21 protein-coding genes are annotated in these 21196 nt (G+C 73.3%); 13 read left to right on the forward strand and 8 right to left on the reverse strand.

Going from position 1 to position 21196, the window contains the following annotated elements; all coding sequences use genetic code 11:
* Positions 1-66 precede the first annotated feature (66 nt).
* On the forward strand, positions 67-831 hold the full coding sequence (locus tag AB0B33_RS08535) for a hypothetical protein (RefSeq protein WP_247014912.1): 765 nt from the start codon (positions 67-69) through the stop codon (positions 829-831).
* On the opposite strand, the gene AB0B33_RS08540 is transcribed toward AB0B33_RS08535, so the two are convergent.
* Both AB0B33_RS08540 and AB0B33_RS08545 read right to left on the reverse strand, forming a co-directional pair.
* Positions 828-1586 (reverse strand): hypothetical protein, encoded by a 759-nt coding sequence (locus AB0B33_RS08540; protein ID WP_360768401.1) that lies wholly within the window; start codon positions 1584-1586, stop codon positions 828-830. The two genes, AB0B33_RS08535 and AB0B33_RS08540, sit on opposite strands and share 4 nt — an antisense overlap.
* 62 nt (positions 1587-1648) lie before the next feature.
* Entirely contained in the window at positions 1649-2110 is a 462-nt protein-coding gene (locus tag AB0B33_RS08545; protein WP_247014909.1) for a GNAT family N-acetyltransferase, read from the reverse strand.
* Positions 2111-2340: 230 nt separating this feature from the next.
* Here AB0B33_RS08545 and AB0B33_RS08550 point away from each other — a divergent pair, with 230 nt between their 5' ends.
* The 4 genes from AB0B33_RS08550 to AB0B33_RS08565 all read left to right on the forward strand — a co-directional run bounded on the left by AB0B33_RS08550 (position 2341) and on the right by AB0B33_RS08565 (position 9417).
* A complete protein-coding gene (locus tag AB0B33_RS08550) occupies positions 2341-3030 on the forward strand; it encodes a hypothetical protein (protein ID WP_360768404.1) in 690 nt (229 codons plus the stop codon).
* 523 nt (positions 3031-3553) lie between these two features.
* A complete protein-coding gene (locus AB0B33_RS08555) occupies positions 3554-5116 on the forward strand; it encodes a DNA polymerase Y family protein (protein WP_360768646.1) in 1563 nt (520 codons plus the stop codon).
* 2 nt (positions 5117-5118) lie between these two features.
* Complete coding sequence (locus tag AB0B33_RS08560) at positions 5119-6105, forward strand: hypothetical protein (RefSeq protein ID WP_360768406.1); 987 nt, start codon at positions 5119-5121, stop codon at positions 6103-6105.
* Entirely contained in the window at positions 6106-9417 is a 3312-nt protein-coding gene (locus AB0B33_RS08565; protein ID WP_360768409.1) for an error-prone DNA polymerase, read from the forward strand.
* Between the two features lie 210 nt (positions 9418-9627).
* On the opposite strand, the gene AB0B33_RS08570 is transcribed toward AB0B33_RS08565, so the two are convergent.
* Both AB0B33_RS08570 and AB0B33_RS08575 read right to left on the reverse strand, forming a co-directional pair.
* Positions 9628-10044 (reverse strand): acyl-CoA thioesterase, encoded by a 417-nt coding sequence (locus AB0B33_RS08570; protein WP_360768412.1) that lies wholly within the window; start codon positions 10042-10044, stop codon positions 9628-9630.
* Complete coding sequence (locus AB0B33_RS08575) at positions 10013-10843, reverse strand: helix-turn-helix domain-containing protein (RefSeq protein WP_360768415.1); 831 nt, start codon at positions 10841-10843, stop codon at positions 10013-10015. The genes AB0B33_RS08570 and AB0B33_RS08575 overlap by 32 nt, the downstream gene beginning before the upstream one ends.
* 10 nt (positions 10844-10853) lie before the next feature.
* On the opposite strand from AB0B33_RS08575, the gene AB0B33_RS08580 reads away from it, so the two are divergent.
* Positions 10854-11084 carry a hypothetical protein gene (locus AB0B33_RS08580; protein WP_360768418.1) on the forward strand — a complete coding sequence of 77 codons (231 nt, stop codon included), beginning with the start codon at positions 10854-10856 and terminating at the stop codon, positions 11082-11084.
* Positions 11085-11113: 29 nt separating this feature from the next.
* A complete protein-coding gene (locus tag AB0B33_RS08585) occupies positions 11114-11701 on the forward strand; it encodes a pentapeptide repeat-containing protein (protein ID WP_247014895.1) in 588 nt (195 codons plus the stop codon).
* 44 nt (positions 11702-11745) lie between these two features.
* Here the strand turns inward: AB0B33_RS08585 and AB0B33_RS08590 are convergent, their stop codons facing one another.
* Positions 11746-14751 (reverse strand): glycohydrolase toxin TNT-related protein, encoded by a 3006-nt coding sequence (locus AB0B33_RS08590; protein WP_360768420.1) that lies wholly within the window; start codon positions 14749-14751, stop codon positions 11746-11748.
* Positions 14752-14938: 187 nt separating this feature from the next.
* Between AB0B33_RS08590 and AB0B33_RS08595 the strand changes: the two genes are divergently transcribed.
* Both AB0B33_RS08595 and AB0B33_RS08600 read left to right on the forward strand, forming a co-directional pair.
* Positions 14939-15796: a bifunctional methylenetetrahydrofolate dehydrogenase/methenyltetrahydrofolate cyclohydrolase gene (locus AB0B33_RS08595; protein ID WP_360768423.1), complete on the forward strand. Its 858-nt coding sequence runs from the start codon at positions 14939-14941 to the stop codon at positions 15794-15796.
* Positions 15793-16116 (forward strand): DUF3017 domain-containing protein, encoded by a 324-nt coding sequence (locus AB0B33_RS08600; RefSeq protein WP_360768426.1) that lies wholly within the window; start codon positions 15793-15795, stop codon positions 16114-16116. Before AB0B33_RS08595 ends, AB0B33_RS08600 begins: the two co-directional genes overlap by 4 nt.
* 52 nt (positions 16117-16168) lie before the next feature.
* Here the strand turns inward: AB0B33_RS08600 and AB0B33_RS08605 are convergent, their stop codons facing one another.
* Both AB0B33_RS08605 and AB0B33_RS08610 read right to left on the reverse strand, forming a co-directional pair.
* Positions 16169-17350, reverse strand: a complete 1182-nt coding sequence (locus tag AB0B33_RS08605; RefSeq protein WP_360768428.1) for an MFS transporter — start codon at positions 17348-17350, stop codon at positions 16169-16171.
* 182 nt (positions 17351-17532) lie between these two features.
* A complete protein-coding gene (locus AB0B33_RS08610; protein ID WP_360768431.1) occupies positions 17533-17856 on the reverse strand; it encodes a metalloregulator ArsR/SmtB family transcription factor in 324 nt (107 codons plus the stop codon).
* A gap of 108 nt (positions 17857-17964) precedes the next feature.
* On the opposite strand from AB0B33_RS08610, the gene AB0B33_RS08615 reads away from it, so the two are divergent.
* Complete coding sequence (locus AB0B33_RS08615) at positions 17965-19143, forward strand: MFS transporter (protein WP_247014885.1); 1179 nt, start codon at positions 17965-17967, stop codon at positions 19141-19143.
* On the opposite strand, the gene AB0B33_RS08620 is transcribed toward AB0B33_RS08615, so the two are convergent.
* Positions 19140-19328: a DUF1918 domain-containing protein gene (locus AB0B33_RS08620; RefSeq protein ID WP_360768435.1), complete on the reverse strand. Its 189-nt coding sequence runs from the start codon at positions 19326-19328 to the stop codon at positions 19140-19142. The two genes, AB0B33_RS08615 and AB0B33_RS08620, sit on opposite strands and share 4 nt — an antisense overlap.
* Positions 19329-19525: 197 nt before the next feature.
* On the opposite strand from AB0B33_RS08620, the gene AB0B33_RS08625 reads away from it, so the two are divergent.
* The 3 genes from AB0B33_RS08625 to AB0B33_RS08635 all read left to right on the forward strand — a co-directional run bounded on the left by AB0B33_RS08625 (position 19526) and on the right by AB0B33_RS08635 (position 21169).
* The gene (locus AB0B33_RS08625; RefSeq protein WP_360768437.1) at positions 19526-19960 is read left to right on the forward strand and encodes a TrmH family RNA methyltransferase; all 435 of its coding nucleotides are present in this window, start codon (positions 19526-19528) and stop codon (positions 19958-19960) included.
* 10 nt (positions 19961-19970) lie between these two features.
* The gene (locus AB0B33_RS08630) at positions 19971-20519 is read left to right on the forward strand and encodes a hypothetical protein (protein ID WP_360768440.1); all 549 of its coding nucleotides are present in this window, start codon (positions 19971-19973) and stop codon (positions 20517-20519) included.
* 68 nt (positions 20520-20587) lie between these two features.
* Positions 20588-21169, forward strand: coding sequence for an HhH-GPD-type base excision DNA repair protein (locus AB0B33_RS08635; protein ID WP_360768443.1), 582 nt, complete (start codon positions 20588-20590; stop codon positions 21167-21169).
* Positions 21170-21196: the final 27 nt, after the last annotated feature.

The following is a 21196-nucleotide window of genomic DNA, read 5'->3' on the forward strand; positions in this document are numbered from 1 at the left end:
GCTTTCGGGGGCTCCGAGGCGAAGCCCCGGATGTCAGCGTCCCCGCGCTTCGAGAGGGAGGGCTCGATGCAGCAACCGCCGCAGTACGGACAGGGTCAGCAGGGGTACCCGGGTCAGCAGCCCGGGTACCCGCCCCCGGGTTACCCGCCGCAGCAGGGGTACCCGCCGCCCGGCTATCCGCCGCAGCAGGGCTACCCGGGGTACGGCCCGCCGATGCCGCCGCCGAAGAAGAAGCGTCTCGGGTTGATCTTCGGCATCGTCGGCGGGGTCGTCGTGCTGCTCGGTGCGGGCATCCCGCTCGCGATCGTCGCGAGCGACTACTACGCGAGCACGGGCAAGGCGCCGAGCGCGGTGCCGCCGCCGGCGGAGTGCTCGATCCCGGCGCAGGTGCTGGCGCAGGCCGGGTTCCCGAGCTACGTCGGCGGCAACCCGGGCAGCGCCGACACGCTGCCGGGGCTGAAGCAGATCGGCTGCGGGTTCAAGCCGGGCCCCGACGAGAACGTCCGCGACGCGACGATGAACATCCGCGTCGTCGAGTACTCCGGTGAAGACGCGGAGCGGCAGGCGAAGGACAACTTCATGCCGACGAAGCCGGAGGTGCCGCCGGTCGACGTACCCGGCCTCGGCGACAAGGCGTCGCTGGTCCGGCTGGTCACGAAGAGCGCGTTCAGCGGCGCCGAGCTGCACGTGCTCGCCGGCGCGAACGTCGTCACGGTCGAGATTTCCGGCTGGGACAAGGGGTTCTTCTCGAACTCGCCGATGCCGCAGGAGGAGTCCGACGCGGCGGTGAAGGCGGTCGGCGCCGAGGTCGTCAAGAAGCTGCCGCGCTAGGCGGGCGCGGGCAGCGCCTTGCACAGCGCGACCGGGAACTTCGGGTCGGCCGCCCGGATCTCCCCGCAGCCCGCGGCCTTGGTCTGCGCGAACGACGTCCAGCCGCCGTCGCCCCAGCGGAACGCGGTGCGTGAAGGCGCTTCGGTCTGCTTCACCAGCAGGTCGACGACCAGCCAGGCCGGGTCGCAGGCGCGGGTGGTCCCGGCGCTTTCGGCGCCCGCGGCGGACACCGCGGCGCCGATCCACGCGGGGTCGCAGTGGTCGGCGGGCGGGGCGCAGGTGCCCTGGCGGTCGCAGTGGCCCCAGCCGGCACCGAGCTTGTGCCAGGCGTTGCCGGTGTCGGAGTTGAGGATCACGGTCCGGTCCGCGACCGGCTCGGACGTGCTCAGCCGCAGCTCGGCGGGCACCTTGTCCTGGCAGCCGCCGGCCGCGGGCCGCGTCGAGTAGACGACGTCGGCGCGGATGTCGGCCTTCGCCTCCACGAGCTGCTCGATCCGCGGCTCCCGGACGCAGCCGGGGTCCTTGCCGGGCAGCGCGACCTGCACGAACAGGGTCGTTGCGTCCGGGCCGGGACGGATCCCGGTGACGTCGGCGCGGAACGAGCGCCACTCCGCGCCCATGGTCGTCGGCCCCGGGGCCGCGGCCGTGGCCCCGGGCACCCCGCCACCGGCGGTCAGCACCACGGCGGCCACCGCACCCGCCGCGACGAGCGCGCCGGCGATCCACAGGACCGGCCGTCTCAGCCGTTCGGTCATCGCCACCCCCAAGTCCACCGGGCAATCTAGCCGACCCCGTCGCACCCGGTGGGCGGACCGGGCTATTGGCGGTCCTTCTCCAGGTACACGGCCCCGGCGATGTGGCCGCCGGCTTCGGGTGGCTCGGTCAGCCGGTAGCCCGCGCGCTGGTACATCGTGATGTTGCGGGTGCTGCGCGCCCCGGTGAAGAGCGAGAACCGGCGGGCTTCGGCGGGTGCCTGCGCTTCGGCGTGGGCGAGGAGCCGGCGGCCCAGCCCGCGGCCGGCGAAGTCCGGCGCGACCATCAGCCTGCCGAGCTCCCAGTGGTCCCCTTCGAGCCGGGCGCGGACGGCGCCGATCAGGCGGTGGTCCTCCCGCAGGAGCCAGACCGACCACGTCTTGGTCCAGTCGCGCACGTCGTCGAGGGATTCGTGCAGCGCGGGGATGTCGAGGGTGTCGTTCAGGAGGGCTTCCTGGACCCAGCAGCAGCGTTGCAGGACCAGCAGTTCCGGGGCGTCTTCGGGCCGGGCGTCGGTGAGCTCCACGGGCGTCTGTCTAGTTGTTCCGCGGTGGCTCGGGCAACTGGTTTGTGTGCCGCTTTCGGGTGACTTGACAGGGTCTTCGGTTCGGGGTTTCATGGTTCATGTCGAACAGGTGTTCGACGATGGTTGATAGATGCAGTGCCGCCGCCTTCCCCGCGGCGGACCAGTGCCGTCGGTCGCGTTTTGGGAGAGGCCCGACCGCCGGCCCAGTCCGTGGTGGGGAGGTGCGTGCGGTGACCGCTGTGGTGGAGCCGCCGGTGGCCCGGCTGGCGGCCCTGCCCGGGGTCAGCACGGCGAGCCGGGTGGCGGCCCAGGCCGAGCGCGCGCGGGCGACGGGAAGGGTGCTCCCGGTCGCCCCGGCACTGGCCGGGCTGCTGCCCGCCGCCGGGCTCCGGCGCGGGAGCACGGTGGCGGTCCACGGCTCGACGTCGTTGCTGCTCGCCCTCCTCGCCCCGGCCACGGCGGCGGGTTCCTGGGCGGCGGTGGTCGGCATGCCCTCCCTGGGGCTGGCGGCCGCGGCCGAGTACGGAGCCGACCTGACCCGGCTGGCCCTGGTGCCTCGCCCGGGCGTGGAGTTCCCGGCGGTGGTGGCAGCGCTGCTGGACGGCGTGGACGTGGTGGCGGTCCGTTCCGAGACGGTGTCTCCGGCGGTGGCCCGCCGCTTGTCGGCCCGCGCCCGCCACCGCGGCGCAGTGCTGTTGACGGGGGGAGCCTGGCCGGGAGCGGACATCGAGCTGTCCTGCCGCCGCGAGGCCTGGACAGGCCCGGAGAACGGCTACGGCCACCTCCGCGAGCGCCGGGTCCTGGTCCGAGCCCACGGCCGCGGCTCGGCGGCCCGCCCCGTGACGGCGGAGCTGTCCCTGCCGGGCCCGGCTACCGAAGCGGTCAGCGCGACGGAACTCGGCGAGGTGGCGACGGCATGAGCGTTGCTTCGCCCTTGGTTCGGCCGGCCCTGCCCGAGCGGCGGTCGAGTTGGGCTGTTCTGTTCCCGCCTGAGCGGCGCTCGATCTGGGCTGTTCTGCCCTCGCCCGAGCGGCGCTTGAGTTCGGCTCTTCTGTCCTTGCCCGAGCGGCGCTTGAGTTGGGCTCTTCTGCCCTCGCCTGAGCGGCGCTTGAGTTGGGCTCTCCTGTCCTCGCCTGAGCGGCGCTTGAGTTGGGCTCTTCTGTCCCTGCTCGAGTGGCGGTCGAGTTGGGCTCTCGGGTCCTCGCCCGAGCGGCGCTCGAGTTGGGCTGCCCGGCCCGCTCTTCCCGAGCAGTGGTCGAGCTGGGCTCTTCCGTCCTTCCTCGGGGCGGGCCGTTGCCCCGGCTCGCGCTTGCCCCCGGCGGCTGGGACCGACCACGCCGGACTCGGCGCGCGGTGGTACTCCGGCCGCCCGCGCTCGGTCCAGGGACAGGGGGCCGCATGACCGTCCCAGCCCAGCGCGGCACCCCCGAAACCCCCACCCGCATGCTGGTCCTCTGGTGCCCGGACTGGCCCGCCGTCGCCGCCGCGGCCGTCGCCGGCACTGCCGTCACCGAACCCGCCGCCGTCTTCAGCGCGAATCGGGTCGTCGCCTGCAACGCCGTCGCGCGGCGGAGCCGGGTGCGGCGGGGGATGCGGCGGCGGGAGGCGCAGTCGAACTGTCCCGAACTCGTCGTCTTCGCCGCGGACGACGGGCGCGACGCCCGGCTCTTCGAGGCCGTCGCGCGGGCGGTCGAGGCGCTCGTCGTCGGCGTCGAAGTCGTGCGGCCGGGTCTCGTCGCGGTGCCCGTCGACGGCGCCGCGCCGTACTTCGGCGGCGAACACGCCCTCGTCGAGCGGCTCGTCGACGAGGTGTCGGCCGCGGCCGACGTCGAATGCCAGGTCGGGATCGCCGAAGGGCTCTTCGCCGCGACGCTCGCCGCCCGCTGCGGAGAGTTCGTCGAACCCGGGCGCGTCGCCGAATTCCTCGCCCCGCTGCCCGTCACCGAGCTCGACCAGCCCGGCGCCGAGCGCGCGGAGCTCGTCGACCTCCTGCGCCGGCTCGGGTTGAAGACGCTCGGCGCGTTCGCCGAACTGCCGGAGCGCGACGTCGCCAACCGGTTCGGCACGGCCGGGCTGCTCGCCCACCGGCTGGCGCGCGGCCGCTCCGAACGGCCGCCGCTGCGTCGCCGTCCGCCGCCGGAGCTGACGCTGACCGAGGAGTTCGACCCGGTCGTCGAGCGGATCGACGTCGCCGCGTTCCTCGCGAAGGGCCTCGCGACGCGGTTCTGCGCGGGCCTCGCCGGCCACGGCCTGGCGTGCACGCGCCTCGGCATCTACGCGGTCACCGAAGAAGGCGAACACCTCGGCCGCGTGTGGCGCTGCGCCGAACCGCTGACCCCCGCGGGCGTCGCCGACCGCGTCCGCTGGCAGTTCGAAGGCTGGCTGCGCGCGGCACCGGGTGAGCGCCCGACGTCCGGCGTGGTGCGGCTGCGGCTCGAACCGGAGGAGACGGTCGAAGGCCGGTCGCTCCAGCTCGACCTCTGGCAGAACGGCGGCTCCGAGGAGGAGGACGAGCGGGCGGCGCGCGCGTTCGTCCGGATCCAGGGCCTGCTCGGCCCCGAAGGCGTGCTCACCCCCCTGCTCGACGGCGGCCGCGACCCCGCGGGCCGCGTCCGCCTGGTGCCCTGGGGCGACCCCCGCGAGCGCACCACCCCGCCGGACGCGACCTGGCCGGGCCGCCTGCCGTCCCCCTCCCCGGCGACGGTCTTGGACCGGCCGGTCCCCGCCCAGGTCTACGCCGCCGACGGCCGCAAAGTGGGACTCACGGCCCGGGACAGGATCACGGCACCCCCGGCCGGCCTGACGATCGCCGGCGGCGCCCGCCGCACCGTCGTGGGCTGGGCCGGCCCGTGGCCGCTGACCCCGGACCGCCGCCACCCGGGCCCCCGCCGCGCCCGGCTCCAGCTGGTGCTCGCCGGCGAGGGCGACGAGCCACCCGAAGCGGTGCTGGTGCACTGCGCGGGCACGGAAAATCCACTGTGGACGGTCGAGGGAGTGTACGACTGAGCATGGACGAGGACTACGCACGACGCCTGCGCGCCTGGCTGCGAGCCGAGCCCGGGGCCGCACCCCACCAGTGGCTGCGCGACATCCCGGCCCCGGACGGAACGCGCGAACACCCACCGGCGGAACGCTGGTCGGTCCGAGGCGAGCTGCCGCCCGCCGAGGAACCCTCCGCCGGTGACGCGGGCCTGGCAGTGGTGATCCCGCTGCCCCGACCCTCCGGGGAGAACGGCTGCCGCCTGAGCGAACCCGGCCGCCGAACCCGCCGCAAGGACACCGCCCACCCGAGCGACTCCGGCCCGTCGAGTGCGCGCGGGGCGGATTCGCGCCGCCGCGAGCAGGCCGCCGAGCCGCAAAGCCCACACCCGATGAGCGAGGCCGAGGCCCGCAGCCGCTGGAACCACCCGTCGAACTCGCTGCGCCGTGCCGAGGCCGCCGAACCGCAAGACTTCTCGCGCGACTCGGACCCGAACCCCCGCCGCCGGGAAGCCGCTGCTGCACCGCAAGACCTCTCGCGCGACCTCGCCCCGAACCCGCATCGCCGCGGCGACGCTGCTGCACCGCAAGACCTCTCGCGCGACCTCGCCCCGAACCCGCATCGCCGTGAAGCCCCTGCTGCACCGCAAGGCCCTTCGCACGATTCCGAATCGAACCCTCGTCATCGCCGTGAAGCCCCTGCTGCACCGCAAGACCCTTCGCACGACTCCGACCCGAACCCGCGTCGCCGTGAAGCCGCTGCCGCACCGCAAGACCCTTCGTCCGACTCCGACCCGAACCCGCGTCGCCGTGAAGCCGCTGCCGCACCGCAAGACCTCTCGCGCGACCCCGACCCGAACCTCCACCGCCGCCGCGAAGCCGCCGTCGAGCCGCACGAGCCGCACGAGCCGCGGCCCATCTCCGAAGCCCGCAGCCGGTGGAACCACCCCTCCAACTGGCACCGCCGTCGCCGCGCCGCCGAAGAGCAGCGGCGGGACGATCCCGGGAGCAGCTGAATGGGCTGGAACAACCCACCCGTCCGCTGGCAGGACCTCGCCCGCACCCTCGCCGGCGACCTCCCGCCCGGCGACCACGGCGACAGTCCCGCCTGGGGCCGGCACCGCGAGGGCTACCAGCGCCCCGAAGACCTCCCCGCCCGCGGCACCGACGACGGCGGCGAGGCCGTCCGCGTGCCCTACGCCGAGCTGCACTGCCACTCCAACTTCAGCTTCCTCGACGGCGCCAGCCACCCCGAAGAGCTCGTCGAAGAAGCCGCGCGGCTCAAGCTCGACGCCATCGCCCTCACCGATCACGACGGCATGTACGGCGTCGTCCGCTTCGCCGAAGCCGCGCGGGAACTCGGGGTCGACACCGTCTTCGGGACCGAGCTCAGCTTCGGCCTGCGCAACCCGCAAAACGGCGTCCCGGACCCCGAAGGCGAGCACCTCCTCCTGCTCGCCCGCGGTGACCAGGGCTACCGGGCCCTCTGCCGCGCCATCACCGCCGGGCAGATCCACCACGACGCCGAAAAGGGCAAACCCAGTTACGACCTCGGTGCGGTCGCCGAGGAGGTCGCCGGGCAGTGCGTCGTGCTGACCGGGTGCCGCAAAGGGGCGGTGCGCTCGGCGCTCGTCACGCACGGCCCGGCGGCCGCCGCCGAACAGCTGCGAGAACTCGTCGGACGCTTCGGGCGCGACCACGTCTACGTCGAGCTCACCGACCACCGCCAGCCGCTGGACAGCACGCACAACGACGTCCTCACCCGGCTCGCGGAGGAGTTCGGCCTGCCGACCGTCGCCACCACCGCCGCGCACTACGCCCGTCCCGAACGGGCGCCGCTGGCCGACGCGCTCGCCGCGATCCGGGCGCGGCGGGGGATCGACGAGCTCGAAGGGTGGCTGCCCGCGGCCGGGACGGCGTTCCTGCGCAGCGGCGCCGAAATGGACGTCCTGTTCCGCCGCTACCCGGGCGCGGTCCGGCGCAGTGCGTTGCTGGGCATGGAATGTGCGTTCCCGCTGAAGCTGCTCGCCCCGAAGCTGCCGCCGTTCGACGTCCCGGCGGGTGAAACCGAAGCGATCCACCTGCGCAAGCTGACCGAGGAAGGGGCGAAGGAACGGTTCAAGGGCAAACCGCACGAAGAAAAGGCGAAAGCCCAGATCGAGCACGAACTCCGGATCATCGAAGAACTCGGCTTCCCCGGGTACTTCCTGATCGTCTGGGACATCGTCCGGTTCTGCCGCGAGAACGACATCCTGTGCCAGGGCCGCGGCTCGGCGGCGAACTCGGCCGTCTGCTACGCGCTCGGCATCACGAAGGTCGACTCCGTCGCCTACGAACTCCTCTTCGAGCGCTTCCTCGCCCCGGACCGCGACGGCTATCCCGACATCGACCTCGACATCGAGTCCGACCGCCGCGAAGAGGCCATCCAGTACGTCTTCGCGAAGCACGGCCGCCTGCGCACCGCCCAGGTCGCGAACGTGATCACCTACCGCGCCCGGTCCGCGGTCCGCGACGCGGCGCGGGCGCTCGGCTACTCACCGGGCCAGCAGGACGCCTGGAGCAAGCAGATCGACCGCTGGGGTTCGTTGCGCAGCACCGAAAAGGACCACGACCACGACATCCCGGACGACGTCGTCCAGCTGGCCTTCGCCCTCGAGGACTTCCCGCGCCACCTGGGCATCCACTCCGGCGGCATGGTCATGTGCCAGGAGCCGGTGAGCCAGGTCGTGCCGGTCGAGTGGGCGCGGATGGCCGACCGCAGCGTCATCCAGTGGGAGAAGGAGGACTGCGCCGCCGCCGGGCTGGTCAAGTTCGACCTGCTCGGGCTCGGCATGCTTTCCGCGCTGCACTACATGATCGACCTCGTCCACGACTACAAGGGCGAGCTCGTCGACCTCGCCGAACTGGACCTCGCCGACCAGCAGATCTACGGAATGCTGTGCCGCGCCGACGCGATCGGCGTCTTCCAGGTCGAAAGCCGCGCGCAGCTGGCGACCCTGCCTCGCCTGCGGCCCACGGAGTTCTACGACCTCGCCGTCGAGGTCGCGCTGATCCGGCCCGGCCCGATCCAGGGCGGCTCGGTGCACCCGTACATCCGCCGCAAGCAGGGGCGCGAGGAGTGGAGCTACGACCACCCGCTGCTGGAGAAGGCGCTGCACAAGACCAAGGGCGTGCCGCTGTTCCAGGAGCAGATGATGCAGATCGCGCTCGACGTCGCCAACTTCACCGCGGCGGAGGCCGACCAGCTGCGGCACGCGATGGGGTCGAAGCGCTCGGACCGCAAGATGGACCGGCTGCGGCAGCGGTTCCTCGAAGGCGCCGCCGCGAACGGCGTCGACGACGAGCTGGCGCAGAAGATCTTCCTGAAGCTCAAGGCGTTCGCGAACTTCGGCTTCCCGGAGAGCCACGCGCTGAGCTTCGCGCACCTGGTGTTTTCCAGTGCCTACTTCAAGTTCTACCACCCGGACGCGTTCCTGGCGGGCCTGCTGCGCGCGCAGCCGATGGGGTTCTACTCGCCGCAGTCGCTGGTCGCCGACGCGCGGCGCCACGGCGTCACCGTGCACGGCCCGGACATCAACCGCAGCTTGCCGCACGCGACGCTGGAACCGTTGCCGGACGGGGGAAAGCTGCACGCGGTGCGGACCGGGCTGAGCACCGTGCGGAAGATCGGCGAAGACGTCGCGAAGCGGATCGTGGCCGAGCGGACGGAAAACGGCGACTACCGCGACATGGCCGACGTCGCCCGCCGCGTGCGGCTGACCACCCCGCAGATCGAGGTACTGGCGACGGCCGGCGCGTTCGCGAGCTTCGGCGGCGACCGCCGCCAGGCGTTGTGGACCGCGGGCGCGGTCGCCGGCGAACGGCCGGAGAAGCTGCCCGGCCTGATCGGCGCCCAGGCACCGGCGCTGCCGGGCATGGACGGCCTCGACCTCGCGGCGGCGGACGTCTGGGCGACGGGCGTGTCCCCGGACAGCTACCCGACCGAGTTCATCCGCGACCACCTCGACGAACTGGGCGTGGTCCCGGCGAGCGGCCTGGCCGCCCTCGACGACGGCGCCCGAGTCCTGATCGGCGGCGCGGTGACCCACCGCCAACGCCCCGCGACCGCGGCCGGCGTCACGTTCCTCAACATCGAGGACGAAACGGGGATGGTGAACGTGATCTGCACATTGGGCCTGTGGCAGCGCTACCACCGCGTGGCCCGCGGCAGCCCGGCGCTCCTGATCCGCGGGGTGGTGGAGAAGGCCGACGGCGTGGTGAGCGTCCTGGCCCACCGCGTCGAGCCGCTGCAGATGCGGATCAAGGCGAAGTCCCGCGACTTCCGGTGATCGAGGCCGTTCTCGAAGGGACCGGCGTCGTTCCACGACCGGACGGTGCTCCCGTCGGCCGTGACCGCTTCCCCCACGGTGGCCGGTCATCACGGCGAAGTCGGATTCAGGAGCCTGGTGCAGCAAAGAACCGGTGCCGCAGCCGATGTCCGGCACCGACGAGACCGGGATCGGCGAACTGCTCGTCGGGCATACCGGCCAACCCAATCCTCAAGCCAGTCCCAGCAGTTCGGGACGCGTGGCCAGCGCCCGCCAGTGCGCGCCGGGATCGCTCACCAGCCGCCGGTGGTCGAGGTCCAGCAGGCCCGACACGGACGTCACCGATGCCACCAAAGTGCCGTCCGGGGTGTGGAACTCCTGGGCCACCCGCGATGTCTTCCCCGTGCCCCACTCGAACGCGCAGCTGACCGACACCTCGCCGCCCGGGGTGAGCTCGTGGTGGAAGCGCAGCGTCGTCTCCAGGTTGACCGGGCCGATGCGGCGCGCGGTCAGCTCCGCCGGGTCGATGCCCGCCGCCTGCACGCACGCCCAGCGCGCGTGATCGGCGTACGCCAGGTAAGCCGGGCCGCGGACGTGGCCGTTCGCGTCGATGTCGTCACAGCGGACCGGGATCGTCACTCGGAACATGCCGCTGATCGTGGCCCGGCGGCACCGCGCCGGTCTGGAACTTTTCGGCCACCCGGACGAGCGCCGCGGGGGACGAACCCGACAGGCGGCGGCAGTCGCGGCCGAGGTGGGACTGGTCGGCGTAGCCGAGGTCCGCCGCGACGCCCGCCAGCGACGTCCGGCGATCTGCCAAAAGCTCGAGCCGGCGCAGGAAAAGCTGGAACCGCCGGACCCGGTGGACCTGCTTCGGCCCGGCGCCGACCGCGTGCACGAGGTGCCGCCGCAACGCGCGTTCGCTCACGCCCACTTCGGCGGCGACGTCGGTGGCGCGCACCGAAGGACGGCCCAGCGCGTCGATCGCGGCCAGCACCCGGCGGTCCGGCACCACGCCCCGGCCGGCGACGAGCTTCTCGAGGATTCCGCGCTGCGCCAAGGGATCGGCGGCGGCGAGGGCGTCTTCGGCACGACGGGCCTCGGCGCCCCAGAGGTCGCTCAGCCGGGTCGCGCCCGCGGGCAGCTCCGGCATCGGCGTCCCGAGGACCGCCGCCGCGGCACCGCAGCGCAGCCGGACGCCGACGCGGGTTTCCGCCGCCGGGAGCCACAGCCGCAGCGGGGCGCCGACGGTGCCGACCACGGTGAGCGCGGTGCCGTCCCAGACCAGGTCCGCGCAGCCGTCGGGCAGGACGCGCAGCGGCCGCGCCCAGCCGGTCCGCCCGTGCCAGCCACACGCCAGCACCGCCGCGAGCGCGGGCGGCGGCGCGACCTCGCGGTACACCGACCGCGCCCCGGCCACCGCCAGCGGCCGCAGCGGAACTCCCATGGACCCCAGTATGCAGCGGAAGCGCGCCTTCGACGCCGAAGAGCTCGGCCGGGTCGTCGGCGAGGACGGGAAGGTCGGGCACGCCGAGGTCCGCATCGGCGACGCCGTCGTGATGGCGTTCGACGCACCCGGCGACGGGGCCGACACCCCGGCGTTCCTGCGGTCCACGTGCCCGACAGCGAGGAAACAGCTGCGAGAGCACGTCGAGGCGATGGCCTGCGTCCAGGGTGCGAAGCTCTGACGGCGGGCGCGTGTGACACCCTGGGGCCCGTGCTGGAGACCGGGGAGGACTACCGCGAAGCGGTGTTGTCGGGGCAGTGGTGGGAAAAGCGCCGGTTCACCGGCTGCGACTTCACGGGGGCGGACCTCAGCGGGTTGCGGACCCGCGGGTGCACGTTCGACGACTGCGTGTTCAGCCGGGCCGATCTTTCGCGCTCGCGCCACGACGCGTCGGCGTTCCGCTCGTGCACCTTCGAGCGCACGGTGCTCGCCGAAAGCCGCTGGACGTCGTGTTCGCTGCTGGGCACCTCGTTCACCGACTGCGGGTTCGCCGGGATCGCGCTGACCGAGTGCGACCTCTCGCTGGCGTCGCTCGCGAAGGCGCGGCTGCGCAAGCTGGGCCTGTCCGGGCTGCGGCTGCGGGAGGCCAACCTGACCGACGCCGACCTCGCGGGCGCCGACCTCCGCGGCAGCGACCTGACCGGCGCCCGCTTGCAGGGCGCGAAGTTCGACGGCGCCGACCTGCGTGGCGCACGCCTCGACGCGAACGCGCTCGTGCAGGCCGACCTGCGGGGCGCCGACGTCGACGTCGAGACGGCGCTCGCCTTCGCCGCCGCCCACGGGCTCGTCATCCGCTGAAACGCCGGAACCGGCGGCCGCGGCCGCCGGTTCCGGGGTGAACGTCAGTCGACCGGGGGTTCGCCCGGGTCGAGTTCGATCAGGTCGCCCTCGGCGAGGAGTTCCTCGATCGACGCCGGCAGCAGGTACGCCGACCCGCCGCCGGGCTGGTTGAACCACGGGATCGCGACGCCGGCCAGCGTCTCGAGGGGCCGCTGCACGCGGTAGACGTGGTACGGGCGGTTGACCCACTCCGGCACCAGCGACCGTTCCGCGAACGGCGTGCCCGCCGCGTACGTCAGGTTGCCGGTCGGGCCGCCGAAGCGGTCCAGCTCGCTGCCCGCGGGCAGCTCGCGCAGTTCCTTGCCGCGGAACAGCGTCAGCGGCGGTTCGCCGGCCATCGGCCCGATCGGCCACTGCTGCTGGCCACCGCCACCCCCGCCGTTGACGGCCGGGCGAGCGGGTTCCGGGCGCGGCGGCACCGGCGGCGCGGCCGGGGGCTGGACCGGCGGCGGCACCGGGGCCAGGACGGTCGGTGCCGACGGCGGTTCACGTCGCGGCGGCGCGGGCGGCGGGGCGACCTGCTGCTGCGCCATCGGCGGCGGCCCGGCCGGGACCGGCGCGGGCGGGACGGGCGGGCGCGGCGGGGCCGGCGGCTCGTCGTCTTCGAGGTCGCCGAAGAGCTCGTCGGCGCTGGTGAACGCCGTCTGCTCCTGCGGCGGCACCGGCTCCGGCTTGCGGACCGGGTACGAGCCGGTGGCGACCTCGGGCGACAGCGTCGCGACGACCCGCTGCGGCGCCGGCTCGGGCTCGGGTTCCGGTTCGGGCTCCGGCGCGGGCGGCTCCTCGGGCGGCACGTGGCCCTCCGGGTTGAGCAGCAGCTTGCCGAGCATGAACGCGGCCGCGTCCTCGGCGTCGCCGAACACCGCGGGGTTGCTGAGCTTGCCGTCGTACCAGCCGACGCGCCAGCCGTCCTCGACCTCTTCGACGCTCCAGCCGTGCTCGGCCGGCTCGCCCAGCTTGTAGCCGCTTTCGGGCACGTCGAGCTCGTCGAGCTTGGTCTGCAGCCCGGCGAGCACCGGGTGGTCCGGGGTCTCGCGGCGCAGGGCCCGGCGGCCCGACCGCGGCGCGGGAGCGGCCGGCTCCGGCTGGGGCGCCGGGGGCTCTGGCACCGGCAGGACGCCGGGGACCTCGGGCTGGGTGATCATGGTCGGCGGGCCGGGGTCGAACGCGGGCGCTTCCTCGCGCCGCGACGGCCGGCTCGGCTGGAAGGAGGCCGCGGCCTCGTCCCGGCTCGGCTGGAAGGGAGACGCCGCCTCGTCGTCACGGTCCGGCTGGAACGCCGGCTCGTCCTCGTGCCGGGCCTGGCCGGGCGCGAAGGCGTGCGCGGGCTCCTCGTCGTGGCGCTGGCCGGGCTGGAACGCCGGCTCGTCGTCCTGGGGCTCGAACGGCGGTTTCTGGTCCGCCGCGAAGGAGTGCGCGTCGGCGTCGTCGTGCCGGCCCGGGCCCTGGTGGGTGAACAGGTGTTCGTCGTCGTGCCCTGCCTGGCCGGGGGCGAAGGCGTGCGCGTCCTCTTCGTGCCGGGCCTGGTCCGGGGCGAAGGCGTGCGCGTCGTCTTCGTGCCGTGCCTCCCCGGTGGCGAAGGCTTCGCCGTCGCTCCCCGTCTGGAAGCCCGCGTGCTCTTCCTCGTGCCGCGGCGGCTGGAAGGCGGAGCGCGCGGCTTCCTCGTCGTGCCGGGGCGCCTGGCCGGCGTCGAACGCGTGCCCGGCCTCGTCGGGGACCGGCTCGGCGTCCTGCTCGTGCCCGATCGGCCGGTCGGGCACGTACTCCGCGGTCTCGTCGAGGTCGGGCACCCGGCCCGGCTCCGGCGAGGAGCCGTTCGTCCCGGCGGCGTGCCCGGCCTGCTGGTCGTACTCCTCCCCGCCGTACTGGTCGTCCTCGGCGAAGCGGTCGTCGAACTCCTGGTCGTCGTAGCCGTCCTCGGCGTATTGACCCTCTTCGGCGTACTCGTGCTCCTCGGCCGGGGCCTCCGGCTCGACCGGCGCGTGCGCGGCGAGGGGAGCCTCCACCGGCGCGGGCGCCTGCGGAGGCACGACCGGGGACGGGACGGCGGCGGCGGGCGGCGGGCCCGCGGGAGCCTGCTGCGGCGGCGGGCCCTGGTGCGGCGGCGGCCCGGCCGGACGCTGCTGCGGCGGGGGCGGCGGCTGATTCCCCCGCGTGAGGTACCCCGCGGCGGCCTGCAGCGTCGGCTCGTCGACCGGCGGCAGCTTGAACCCGACCGCGCGGACGTGCTCGACGAGGTCCGGTTCGGGCGAAACGCCGTACTTGTGCAAGTAGAAGTTGACGGCGGCGGGCCAGATCCACTGGCCGTCGCTGTGGAAGGCGACCGGGACGGTGGCCTCGGGGGTCGCGGCCAGCCGGTCGATGTCGTACCCGCGTTCGGGCACCACCAGCGGCGCGCGTTCCAGGTACTCCAGCAGCCGGTCCTGCTCGTCGACCTCGAGGTCGGGCCGGTTGATGACCGGGCGGCCGGCCGGGCCGACGGTGTCGAAGATCCGGGCGATCCGGAAGTGCGGCCCCGGCTGCTCCGGGCCGAGCCCGGACATCCGCCGGATCAGCCACTCGGGCACGTTGTCCTCGGTGCGCGGGAACATCCGCAGCTCGTCGGAGTAGGCCTGGGGCGGCGGCGCGAGGTTCCACACGGGTTCGTCGCGGTTGTACTCGAGGTTGTAGCTCGAGGGGTGGTCGAGCTGGTAGCGCGCGTTGAACCACGTTCCGCGCCCGTCCCGGTACATGCCGCCGCGAAGCCTGCCGAAGAGCGTGGCGATGTCGTGGGTGGCGAGCCACTCGTGGACCGTCCCGTCTTCGGTGACGATCTCGCCGGTCAGCTCGTGGTACCTCCCGACCGCCCGGTACTCCGCGGTGACTTTGCGCCAGTCGCGCGGGGCGGCACGCAGCAGGGCAAGTCCGATCTGCTTGACCAGGGTGTCCTGCTCGGTCGCGTTCAGCTGCGTCGTCGGTTGTGCCACGGGGACATTTTGACTGTTCGCGCGCGCGTGTGCACCCCGCATGTGGGTTTTGCCGCTCGACGACCCGGCGGCACCCGGTCTGACCTCGCGTGATGCGAAGTGCGGTAGATCACAGGTTGATCGCGGCGAGCGTCGCGAATGGACCGTGTGGGGTAGCGGCCAGTCTACGGGCAGCGACCACGCGCGCCTGGAAGCGACGCGCGGGGGCCGCTTTGCCAGAATGGGCACCGTGACGGCGAAGATTCTCGACGGCAAAGCCACCAAGAACGCCATTTTCGCGGAGCTCGAACCCCGCGTCGCGGCGCTGGCCGCGAAGGGGGTGACGCCGGGCCTGGGCACCGTCCTGGTCGGCGACGACCCGGGGTCGCACTCGTACGTGCGGATGAAGCACGCCGACAGCGGCAAGATCGGGATCAACTCGATCCGCCGCGACCTGCCCGCGGACATCACCCAGGAGAAGCTCGAAGCCGTCGTCGACGAGCTGAACGCCGACCCGGCGTGCCACGGCTACATCGTCCAGCTGCCGCTGCCGAAGCACCTCGACGCGAACCGCGTCCTCGAGCGGATCGACCCGGAGAAGGACGCCGACGGCCTCGCCCCGGTCAGCCTCGGCCGGCTCGTGCTGGGCCAGCAGGGCGCGCTGCCGTGCACGCCATACGGGATCATCGAGCTGCTCAAGCGCCACGGCGTCGAGCTGAACGGCGCCCAGGTCACGGTGGTCGGCCGCGGCATCACCGTCGGCCGCACGCTGGGCCTGCTGCTGACCCGCCGGAGCGAGAACGCCACCGTCACCCTGTGCCACACCGGCACCCGCGACCTCGCCGCCGAGGTCCGCCGCGCCGACGTCGTGATCGCCGCGGCCGGGGTGCCCGGGATCATCACGCCGGACATGGTCGCGCCGGGCGCCGCGGTGCTCGACGTCGGCGTGTCCCACGTGGACGGCAAACTCACCGGCGATGTTCACCCGGACGTGGCCGAGGTGGCCGGCTGGCTTTCGCCGAACCCCGGCGGGGTCGGCCCGATGACGCGGGCGATGCTCGTCAGCAACGTCGTCGAAGCGGCGGAGCGCACGCTCCGAGGCCGATGACGATGACCGAAGACCGGCGGGACGTGGGCGACCGCCGGAGCGGGCAACCCCGGTTCACGCAGCTGCCGTTCGCGCTGGTGCTCCTGGTCGCGGCCGTCGCGGCGCTGCGCATCGTCCAGTACCACTGGCGGGAGGGCGCGGCGCTGATCGGCGTCGCGCTCCTCCTCGCGGGGATCCTGCGCGCGGTGCTCCCGGCGGCACGCGCCGGTCTGCTGGTGATCCGCGGCAAGGCCGTGGACATCGTGACCTACACCGGCCTCGCGGCCGGCGTCCTGTTCGTGGCCTTGACGATCATCGGCGGCCCGTTCGCCTCCTCTTAGGACGCACCAAGCGCCACTTTCATAGGGAAAGTGGCGCTTGGGGGAGTCGCGGTCAGGAAGCGAGGGCCAGTTCGCGGCGTTCGGCCTTGGCGTCACGCCGGTCGAGCCCGCCGGACACGACCGCGAGCGAGAGCCCGAAGACGGCCAGCAGCGCGCCGACCCAGTTGGGTGCCACCAGGCCGAGGCCGCCGGCGATCACCAGCCCGCCGAGGTACGCGCCGATCGAGTTGGCGATGTTGAACGCGGACTGGACGGCGGCCGACACCAGGGACGGTGTGCCGCCCGCCTTCTCCATGATCCGCGCCTGCATCATCGGGCCGATCATGAACCCGGCGACGCCGACGAAGAAGATCGTGATCGCCGCGCCGACCTTGCCCTGCGCGGTGATCGTGAAGATGCCCAGCACGCACGCCAGGGACAGCAGCGCCGCGTACAGGCCCGGCATCAGCGCGCGGTCGGCCAGGCGGCCGCCGAGCAGGTTGCCGATCGTCATGCCGACGCCGGCCAGCGACAGCAGCAACGTGACGTTCGACGGCGAGTAGCCGGCGACATCGGTCAGCATCGGCGTGATGTAGGACAGGCAGGCGAACACGCCGCCGAGCCCGAACGTGACGATCGCCAGCGCGAGGTGCACCTGCGGCCGCTTGAACGCACCGAGCTCACCCCGCAGCGACGCGTCGGCGGGCTTGCCCTGGTGCGGCACCAGCTTCGCGATGGCCGCGGCGGCGACCAGGCCGATCACGGCGACGACGCCGAACGTGGCGCGCCAGCCGACCTGCTGGCCCAGCAGCGTGCCCAGCGGCACGCCGATGACGTTCGCCAGGGTCAGGCCGAGGAACATCATCGACACGGCCTTCGCGCGCTGGCCGGGTCCGACCAGGCTGGACGCGACGACCGCGCCCGCGCCGAAGAACGCGCCGTGCGGCAGGCCGGCGAGGAACCGGAACGCGACGCCGAACTCCTGGTTGGGCGAGAGCGCGAAGAGGGCGTTGCCCAGCGTGAACAGGCCCATCATGGCCAGCAGCATGGTCTTGCGCGGCAGCCGGACGGCGGCCGCGGTGAGCAGGGGGGCGCCGATGACGACGCCGAGGGCGTAACCGGAGATGAGGTAGCCGGCGGTCGGGATGTCGACGCCGAAGTCGGCGGCCGTCTGGGGCAGCACGCCCATCATGACGAACTCGGTGGTCCCGATGCCGAAAGCTCCGATGGCGAGCGCGAGCAGCGCGACGGGCACGGCACTCCTTCCAAGGTGGGAAATCGATTGCTCAGCCGATCTCTGGATCGGTTCAGTTCGGAGTCATAAAGAAAGGCAGCCGTTCGGCCCCAACGCCGTGAGCTGCCTACGGACAGTCCAACAAGCGAGGGGGGTCGTTGTCATCCCGGAAGCGGGTGACGATCCACACCGTAACGCCGCGATCAGCGCGGAGCGGCCAGAACTCCGGCGAGCAGGCCCGGGAACAGGGCGTCGAGGTCGTTGCGGCGCAACGAGTTGAACCGGGTCGTGCCTTCCTGGCGGCCGGCCACGACGCCGGCCTGGCGCAGGATGCTCAGGTGGTGGGTGATTGTGGACTTGGTCACCGGGACGGTCAGTCCGCCGCACGCGATCTCGTGGTCCGCGGCCGCGAGCTGGCGCACGATCGCCAGCCGCACCGGGTCGGCGAGGGCGCGGAGCACGCCTTCGACGGTGATCTCGTCCCGCTCGGGGTGGACGAGCGGCGGCAGCGTGACGGACTTGGCCATGAGCCCATTGTACGACGGCTGTCGAAATTGTCGCGGCGGCGTAGTACGGTGACTGTCGAACTACGACGTTCGTCGAACCAATCCTGCTTCGCTTGGGGGCCTCAGCCCATGTCCACACCCACGTCTCCGCGGATCTCGGTCCTCGCGTTCGGCGCGTTCGGCGTCGGGACCAGCGGTTACATCGTCGCCGGGCTGCTGCCCGCGCTGACCGGCGAGCTGCACGTCACAGCCACGGCCGCCGCCCAGCTCGTGACGGCCTTCGCCATCGCGTACGCGATCGGGTCGCCGATCTTCGCCGCCGCCACCGGCGGCTGGGAGCGCCGCGCGCTGCTGGTCGCCGCCCTCGTCGTCACCGGCGCCGGCAACCTCTTCGCCGCCCTCGCGCCCGGCTACGGCTCGCTCCTGGTGGCCCGGGTGGTGACCGCGATCGGCGCCGCGGTGTTCACGCCGGCCGCGAGCGCGGTGGCGGCCGAGCTGACCGCGCCCGAACGCCGGGGCCGTGCCGTCGCGCTGGTGTTCGGTGGCCTCACGGTCGCGCTCATCTTCGGCGTCCCGCTCGGCAGCCTGATCTCGCAGCACCTCGGCTACCGGACGGCGTTCGCGCTGGTCGCGGCGTTCTCGCTGGCGAGCGCGGTGGCCGTGCGCGTCGCACTGCCCGCCGTCGCCGCGCCGCCGAAGGTCCGGCTGGCCGAGCGGTTCGCCGCCGGCCGCGACCCGCGCGTGCTCGTCATGCTGGCCGTGACGGTCCTCGGCTGCCTCGCCGCGTTCATGGTCTACACGTTCGTGTCGCCGCTGCTGGCCGCGACCGCGGGCGTCCACGGCACCACCGTCACGGTGCTGCTCTTCTGCTACGGCGTCGGCGGCGCGATCGGCAACTTCGCCGCCGGCCGGGCGACCGACCGCTGGGGTTCGCGCACGCCGCTGCTGATCGTGGTCGCCGCGCTCACCGTCGTGCTGGCGCTGCTGCCGGTCGCGACGGCGACGCCGATCGCGGCGGGGGTCGCGCTGTTCGTGTGGGGCGTGGCGACCTGGTCGTTCAGCCCGCCGGTGCAGCACCGCCTGATCGAGCTGTCCCCGGGCCACGCCGGCCTGGTGCTCTCGCTCAACGCGTCCGCGATCTACCTCGGCGTCGGCCTGTCCGGCATCGTCGGCGGCGCGGTCCTGAGCTCGGGCGGCCCGCTGCTGCTCCCCGAGATCGCGGCCGCGCTCACCCTCGTCGCCCTGGTGCTGGTGGGCTTGGCGTGGGGGCGGGTCCGCGAGCCCCGGGAACAGGTCGCGGTCGGTTAGTCGGCGCGGGCTTGGACTTCGCAGTCGGGCCCGGGGTAGACGAGCGCCTCGTGCCCGTCGGCGAACCGGACCAGGTAGGGCGGCGCGCCGTCGGGCCCGCGGACTTCGAGGATCTCGCCGTGCTGCCCGGCCGACCCCACCGTCCGGCCGTGCACCCGGATTTCGTCTCCTGCTGTGGCGTGCATGGGGTTTCACCTCCGCATCCAGGGTAGGAGCGAAAACCGGCGCCCGGTCCCGGCGAACGGGTTAGGATCTGGGGCGTGATCAGCGAAATCGGAGGCGCCGCGCCTCGGCGCCGGTGAGCCCCTCGGTCCGGGTCCGCACCCCACGGGAGTTGCGGCAGACCCGGCGGAGCAAAGCGCATCCCTGTTGGGGCCACCTGGTGGCCGCCCCGCTCTGGCCGTTGCACGGCGCGAACCTCGGCACACTGCTGCGCACGTGCGACGCGGTCGGCGCGTGCCTGGCCGTGCCGAGGTTCCCGTGGGTCCCGGAGGCCCTGCGCCGCGGGAACACGTTGCGGCGCCCGGCATGCGTGCACTGGGTGCACGACCCACCGGCCTGGCTCGACCGCGAACGAGCGGCGGGCACCCGGGTGGTCGGCGTCGAACTGGCGGAGGAAGCGGTGCGGCTGGCCGACCTGCCCACGGCCCGCGGCCGCACGATCGCCGTGCTCGGCCACGAGCAGACCGGCATCCCGCCGGAGGTGCTCGACCTGCTCGACACCGTGGTCGAGATCCCGATGGTCGGCATCGGCGCAAGTCTCAACGTCGCGGTGGCGGGCAGCCTGGTGCTCTACAAACTCGCCGGACTGGTGTGAGAGGGCCTCGATGAGTCTGAAGTGGACGGTCGCGGAGAACGCGTCCTGGTGCGACCTGGTGTGCGGCGGGCAGTTCCGCCCCCGGGCGTGGACGAGCCCCACGCGCACGCGGGCGTACTACCCGGACGCGGTCACCCTGACCCGCGACGCCACCGCCGCCGACGTCCTCCCGTACATCGACGATTCCGCGGGCTGCTCGGTGAAGGACAGCTTCGCGACCCTGGACCTGCCGGGCTTCTCGGTGCTGTTCGAAGCGACGTGGCTCGCGTGCGGCCCGGGCGTCCCCGAACCGGGCTGGCACCGGACCGCGTCCCCGCTGGGGCCGTCGGTGGCGCTGCTGTCCCACGGCGAGCACCAGGTGGTGGCCCACCGCGGCGACGGCGTGGCCGGCCTGTCCAACTTCTCGGGCGCACCGCAAGCCTGGCCGGGCGCGGTCGCGGCGGTGGCTGCGGCGTTCCCGGGCGTCCCGGTGGTCGGCTACGAACACGGCGACACCTTGCGGCACGCCCTCGACCACGGCGCGCGGTCGCTGGGCCCGCTGCGCGTCTGGGTGCGTTAGCCCGCCTTGGCCGCGGCACTGCAAGCCGGAGGTCCCGTCCGGCGTCACAGCCTGCCAAGATGGCCCGTATGACGCGTGAACTGCACCTGACCGGCGAAGAGGCGGCCGACAAGCTCCTGAGTGAAGACCCCGTGGCGCTGCTTGTCGGTATGCTGCTCGACCAGCAGATCCCGATGGAGGTCGCGTTCATCGGGCCGCGGAAGATCGCCGACCGGATGGACGGTTTCGACGTCCGCAAGATCGCTGAGTCCGATCTGGAGCACTTCGTCGAGATGTGCGTGACACCGCCGGCCATCCACCGCTACGGCGGCTCGATGGCCCGCCGGGTGCACGCGCTGTGCCAGCACATTGTGGAGCACTACGACGGCGACGCCGAGGCGATCTGGACCGCGGGCCGGCCAAAGCCTGACGGCTCGGAAGTGTTGAAGCGGTTGAAGGCGCTTCCGGGCTACGGCGAGCAGAAAGCGAAGATCTTCCTCGCGCTGCTGGGCAAGCAGTACGGCGTCCACCCGAAGGGGTGGCGCGAAGCGGCAGGTTCGTATGGTGACCGGGGCTCGCGCCGGTCGATCGCTGATGTGGTCAGCGCGAAGACGTTGCAGGAGGTTCGCACCTTCAAAAAGGCCCAAAAGGCCGCCGCCAAGGCCCAATAGCCGGGAGGCCGGACCGGCGCGAGGCCG

Source organism: Amycolatopsis sp. NPDC049159 (assembly GCF_040648295.1).
GTDB lineage: Bacteria > Actinomycetota > Actinomycetes > Mycobacteriales > Pseudonocardiaceae > Amycolatopsis > Amycolatopsis pretoriensis_A.

What these genes read in the sequence shown, in the direction of transcription:
- AB0B33_RS08575 (WP_360768415.1), bottom strand. Translation starts at nt 10,843, where the DNA reads ATGGGAGTTCCGCTGCGGCCGCTGGCGGTGGCCGGGGCGCGGTCGGTG.
- AB0B33_RS08635 (WP_360768443.1), top strand. Translation starts at nt 20,588, where the DNA reads ATGACGCGTGAACTGCACCTGACCGGCGAAGAGGCGGCCGACAAGCTC.
- AB0B33_RS08590 (WP_360768420.1), bottom strand. Translation starts at nt 14,751, where the DNA reads ATGCGGGGTGCACACGCGCGCGCGAACAGTCAAAATGTCCCCGTGGCA.
- AB0B33_RS08535 (WP_247014912.1), top strand. Translation starts at nt 67, where the DNA reads ATGCAGCAACCGCCGCAGTACGGACAGGGTCAGCAGGGGTACCCGGGT.
- AB0B33_RS08565 (WP_360768409.1), top strand. Translation starts at nt 6,106, where the DNA reads ATGGGCTGGAACAACCCACCCGTCCGCTGGCAGGACCTCGCCCGCACC.
- AB0B33_RS08610 (WP_360768431.1), bottom strand. Translation starts at nt 17,856, where the DNA reads ATGGCCAAGTCCGTCACGCTGCCGCCGCTCGTCCACCCCGAGCGGGAC.
- AB0B33_RS08555 (WP_360768646.1), top strand. Translation starts at nt 3,554, where the DNA reads ATGCTGGTCCTCTGGTGCCCGGACTGGCCCGCCGTCGCCGCCGCGGCC.
- AB0B33_RS08560 (WP_360768406.1), top strand. Translation starts at nt 5,119, where the DNA reads ATGGACGAGGACTACGCACGACGCCTGCGCGCCTGGCTGCGAGCCGAG.
- AB0B33_RS08620 (WP_360768435.1), bottom strand. Translation starts at nt 19,328, where the DNA reads ATGCACGCCACAGCAGGAGACGAAATCCGGGTGCACGGCCGGACGGTG.
- AB0B33_RS08570 (WP_360768412.1), bottom strand. Translation starts at nt 10,044, where the DNA reads ATGTTCCGAGTGACGATCCCGGTCCGCTGTGACGACATCGACGCGAAC.
- AB0B33_RS08540 (WP_360768401.1), bottom strand. Translation starts at nt 1,586, where the DNA reads ATGACCGAACGGCTGAGACGGCCGGTCCTGTGGATCGCCGGCGCGCTC.
- AB0B33_RS08630 (WP_360768440.1), top strand. Translation starts at nt 19,971, where the DNA reads ATGAGTCTGAAGTGGACGGTCGCGGAGAACGCGTCCTGGTGCGACCTG.
- AB0B33_RS08615 (WP_247014885.1), top strand. Translation starts at nt 17,965, where the DNA reads ATGTCCACACCCACGTCTCCGCGGATCTCGGTCCTCGCGTTCGGCGCG.
- AB0B33_RS08580 (WP_360768418.1), top strand. Translation starts at nt 10,854, where the DNA reads ATGCAGCGGAAGCGCGCCTTCGACGCCGAAGAGCTCGGCCGGGTCGTC.
- AB0B33_RS08600 (WP_360768426.1), top strand. Translation starts at nt 15,793, where the DNA reads ATGACGATGACCGAAGACCGGCGGGACGTGGGCGACCGCCGGAGCGGG.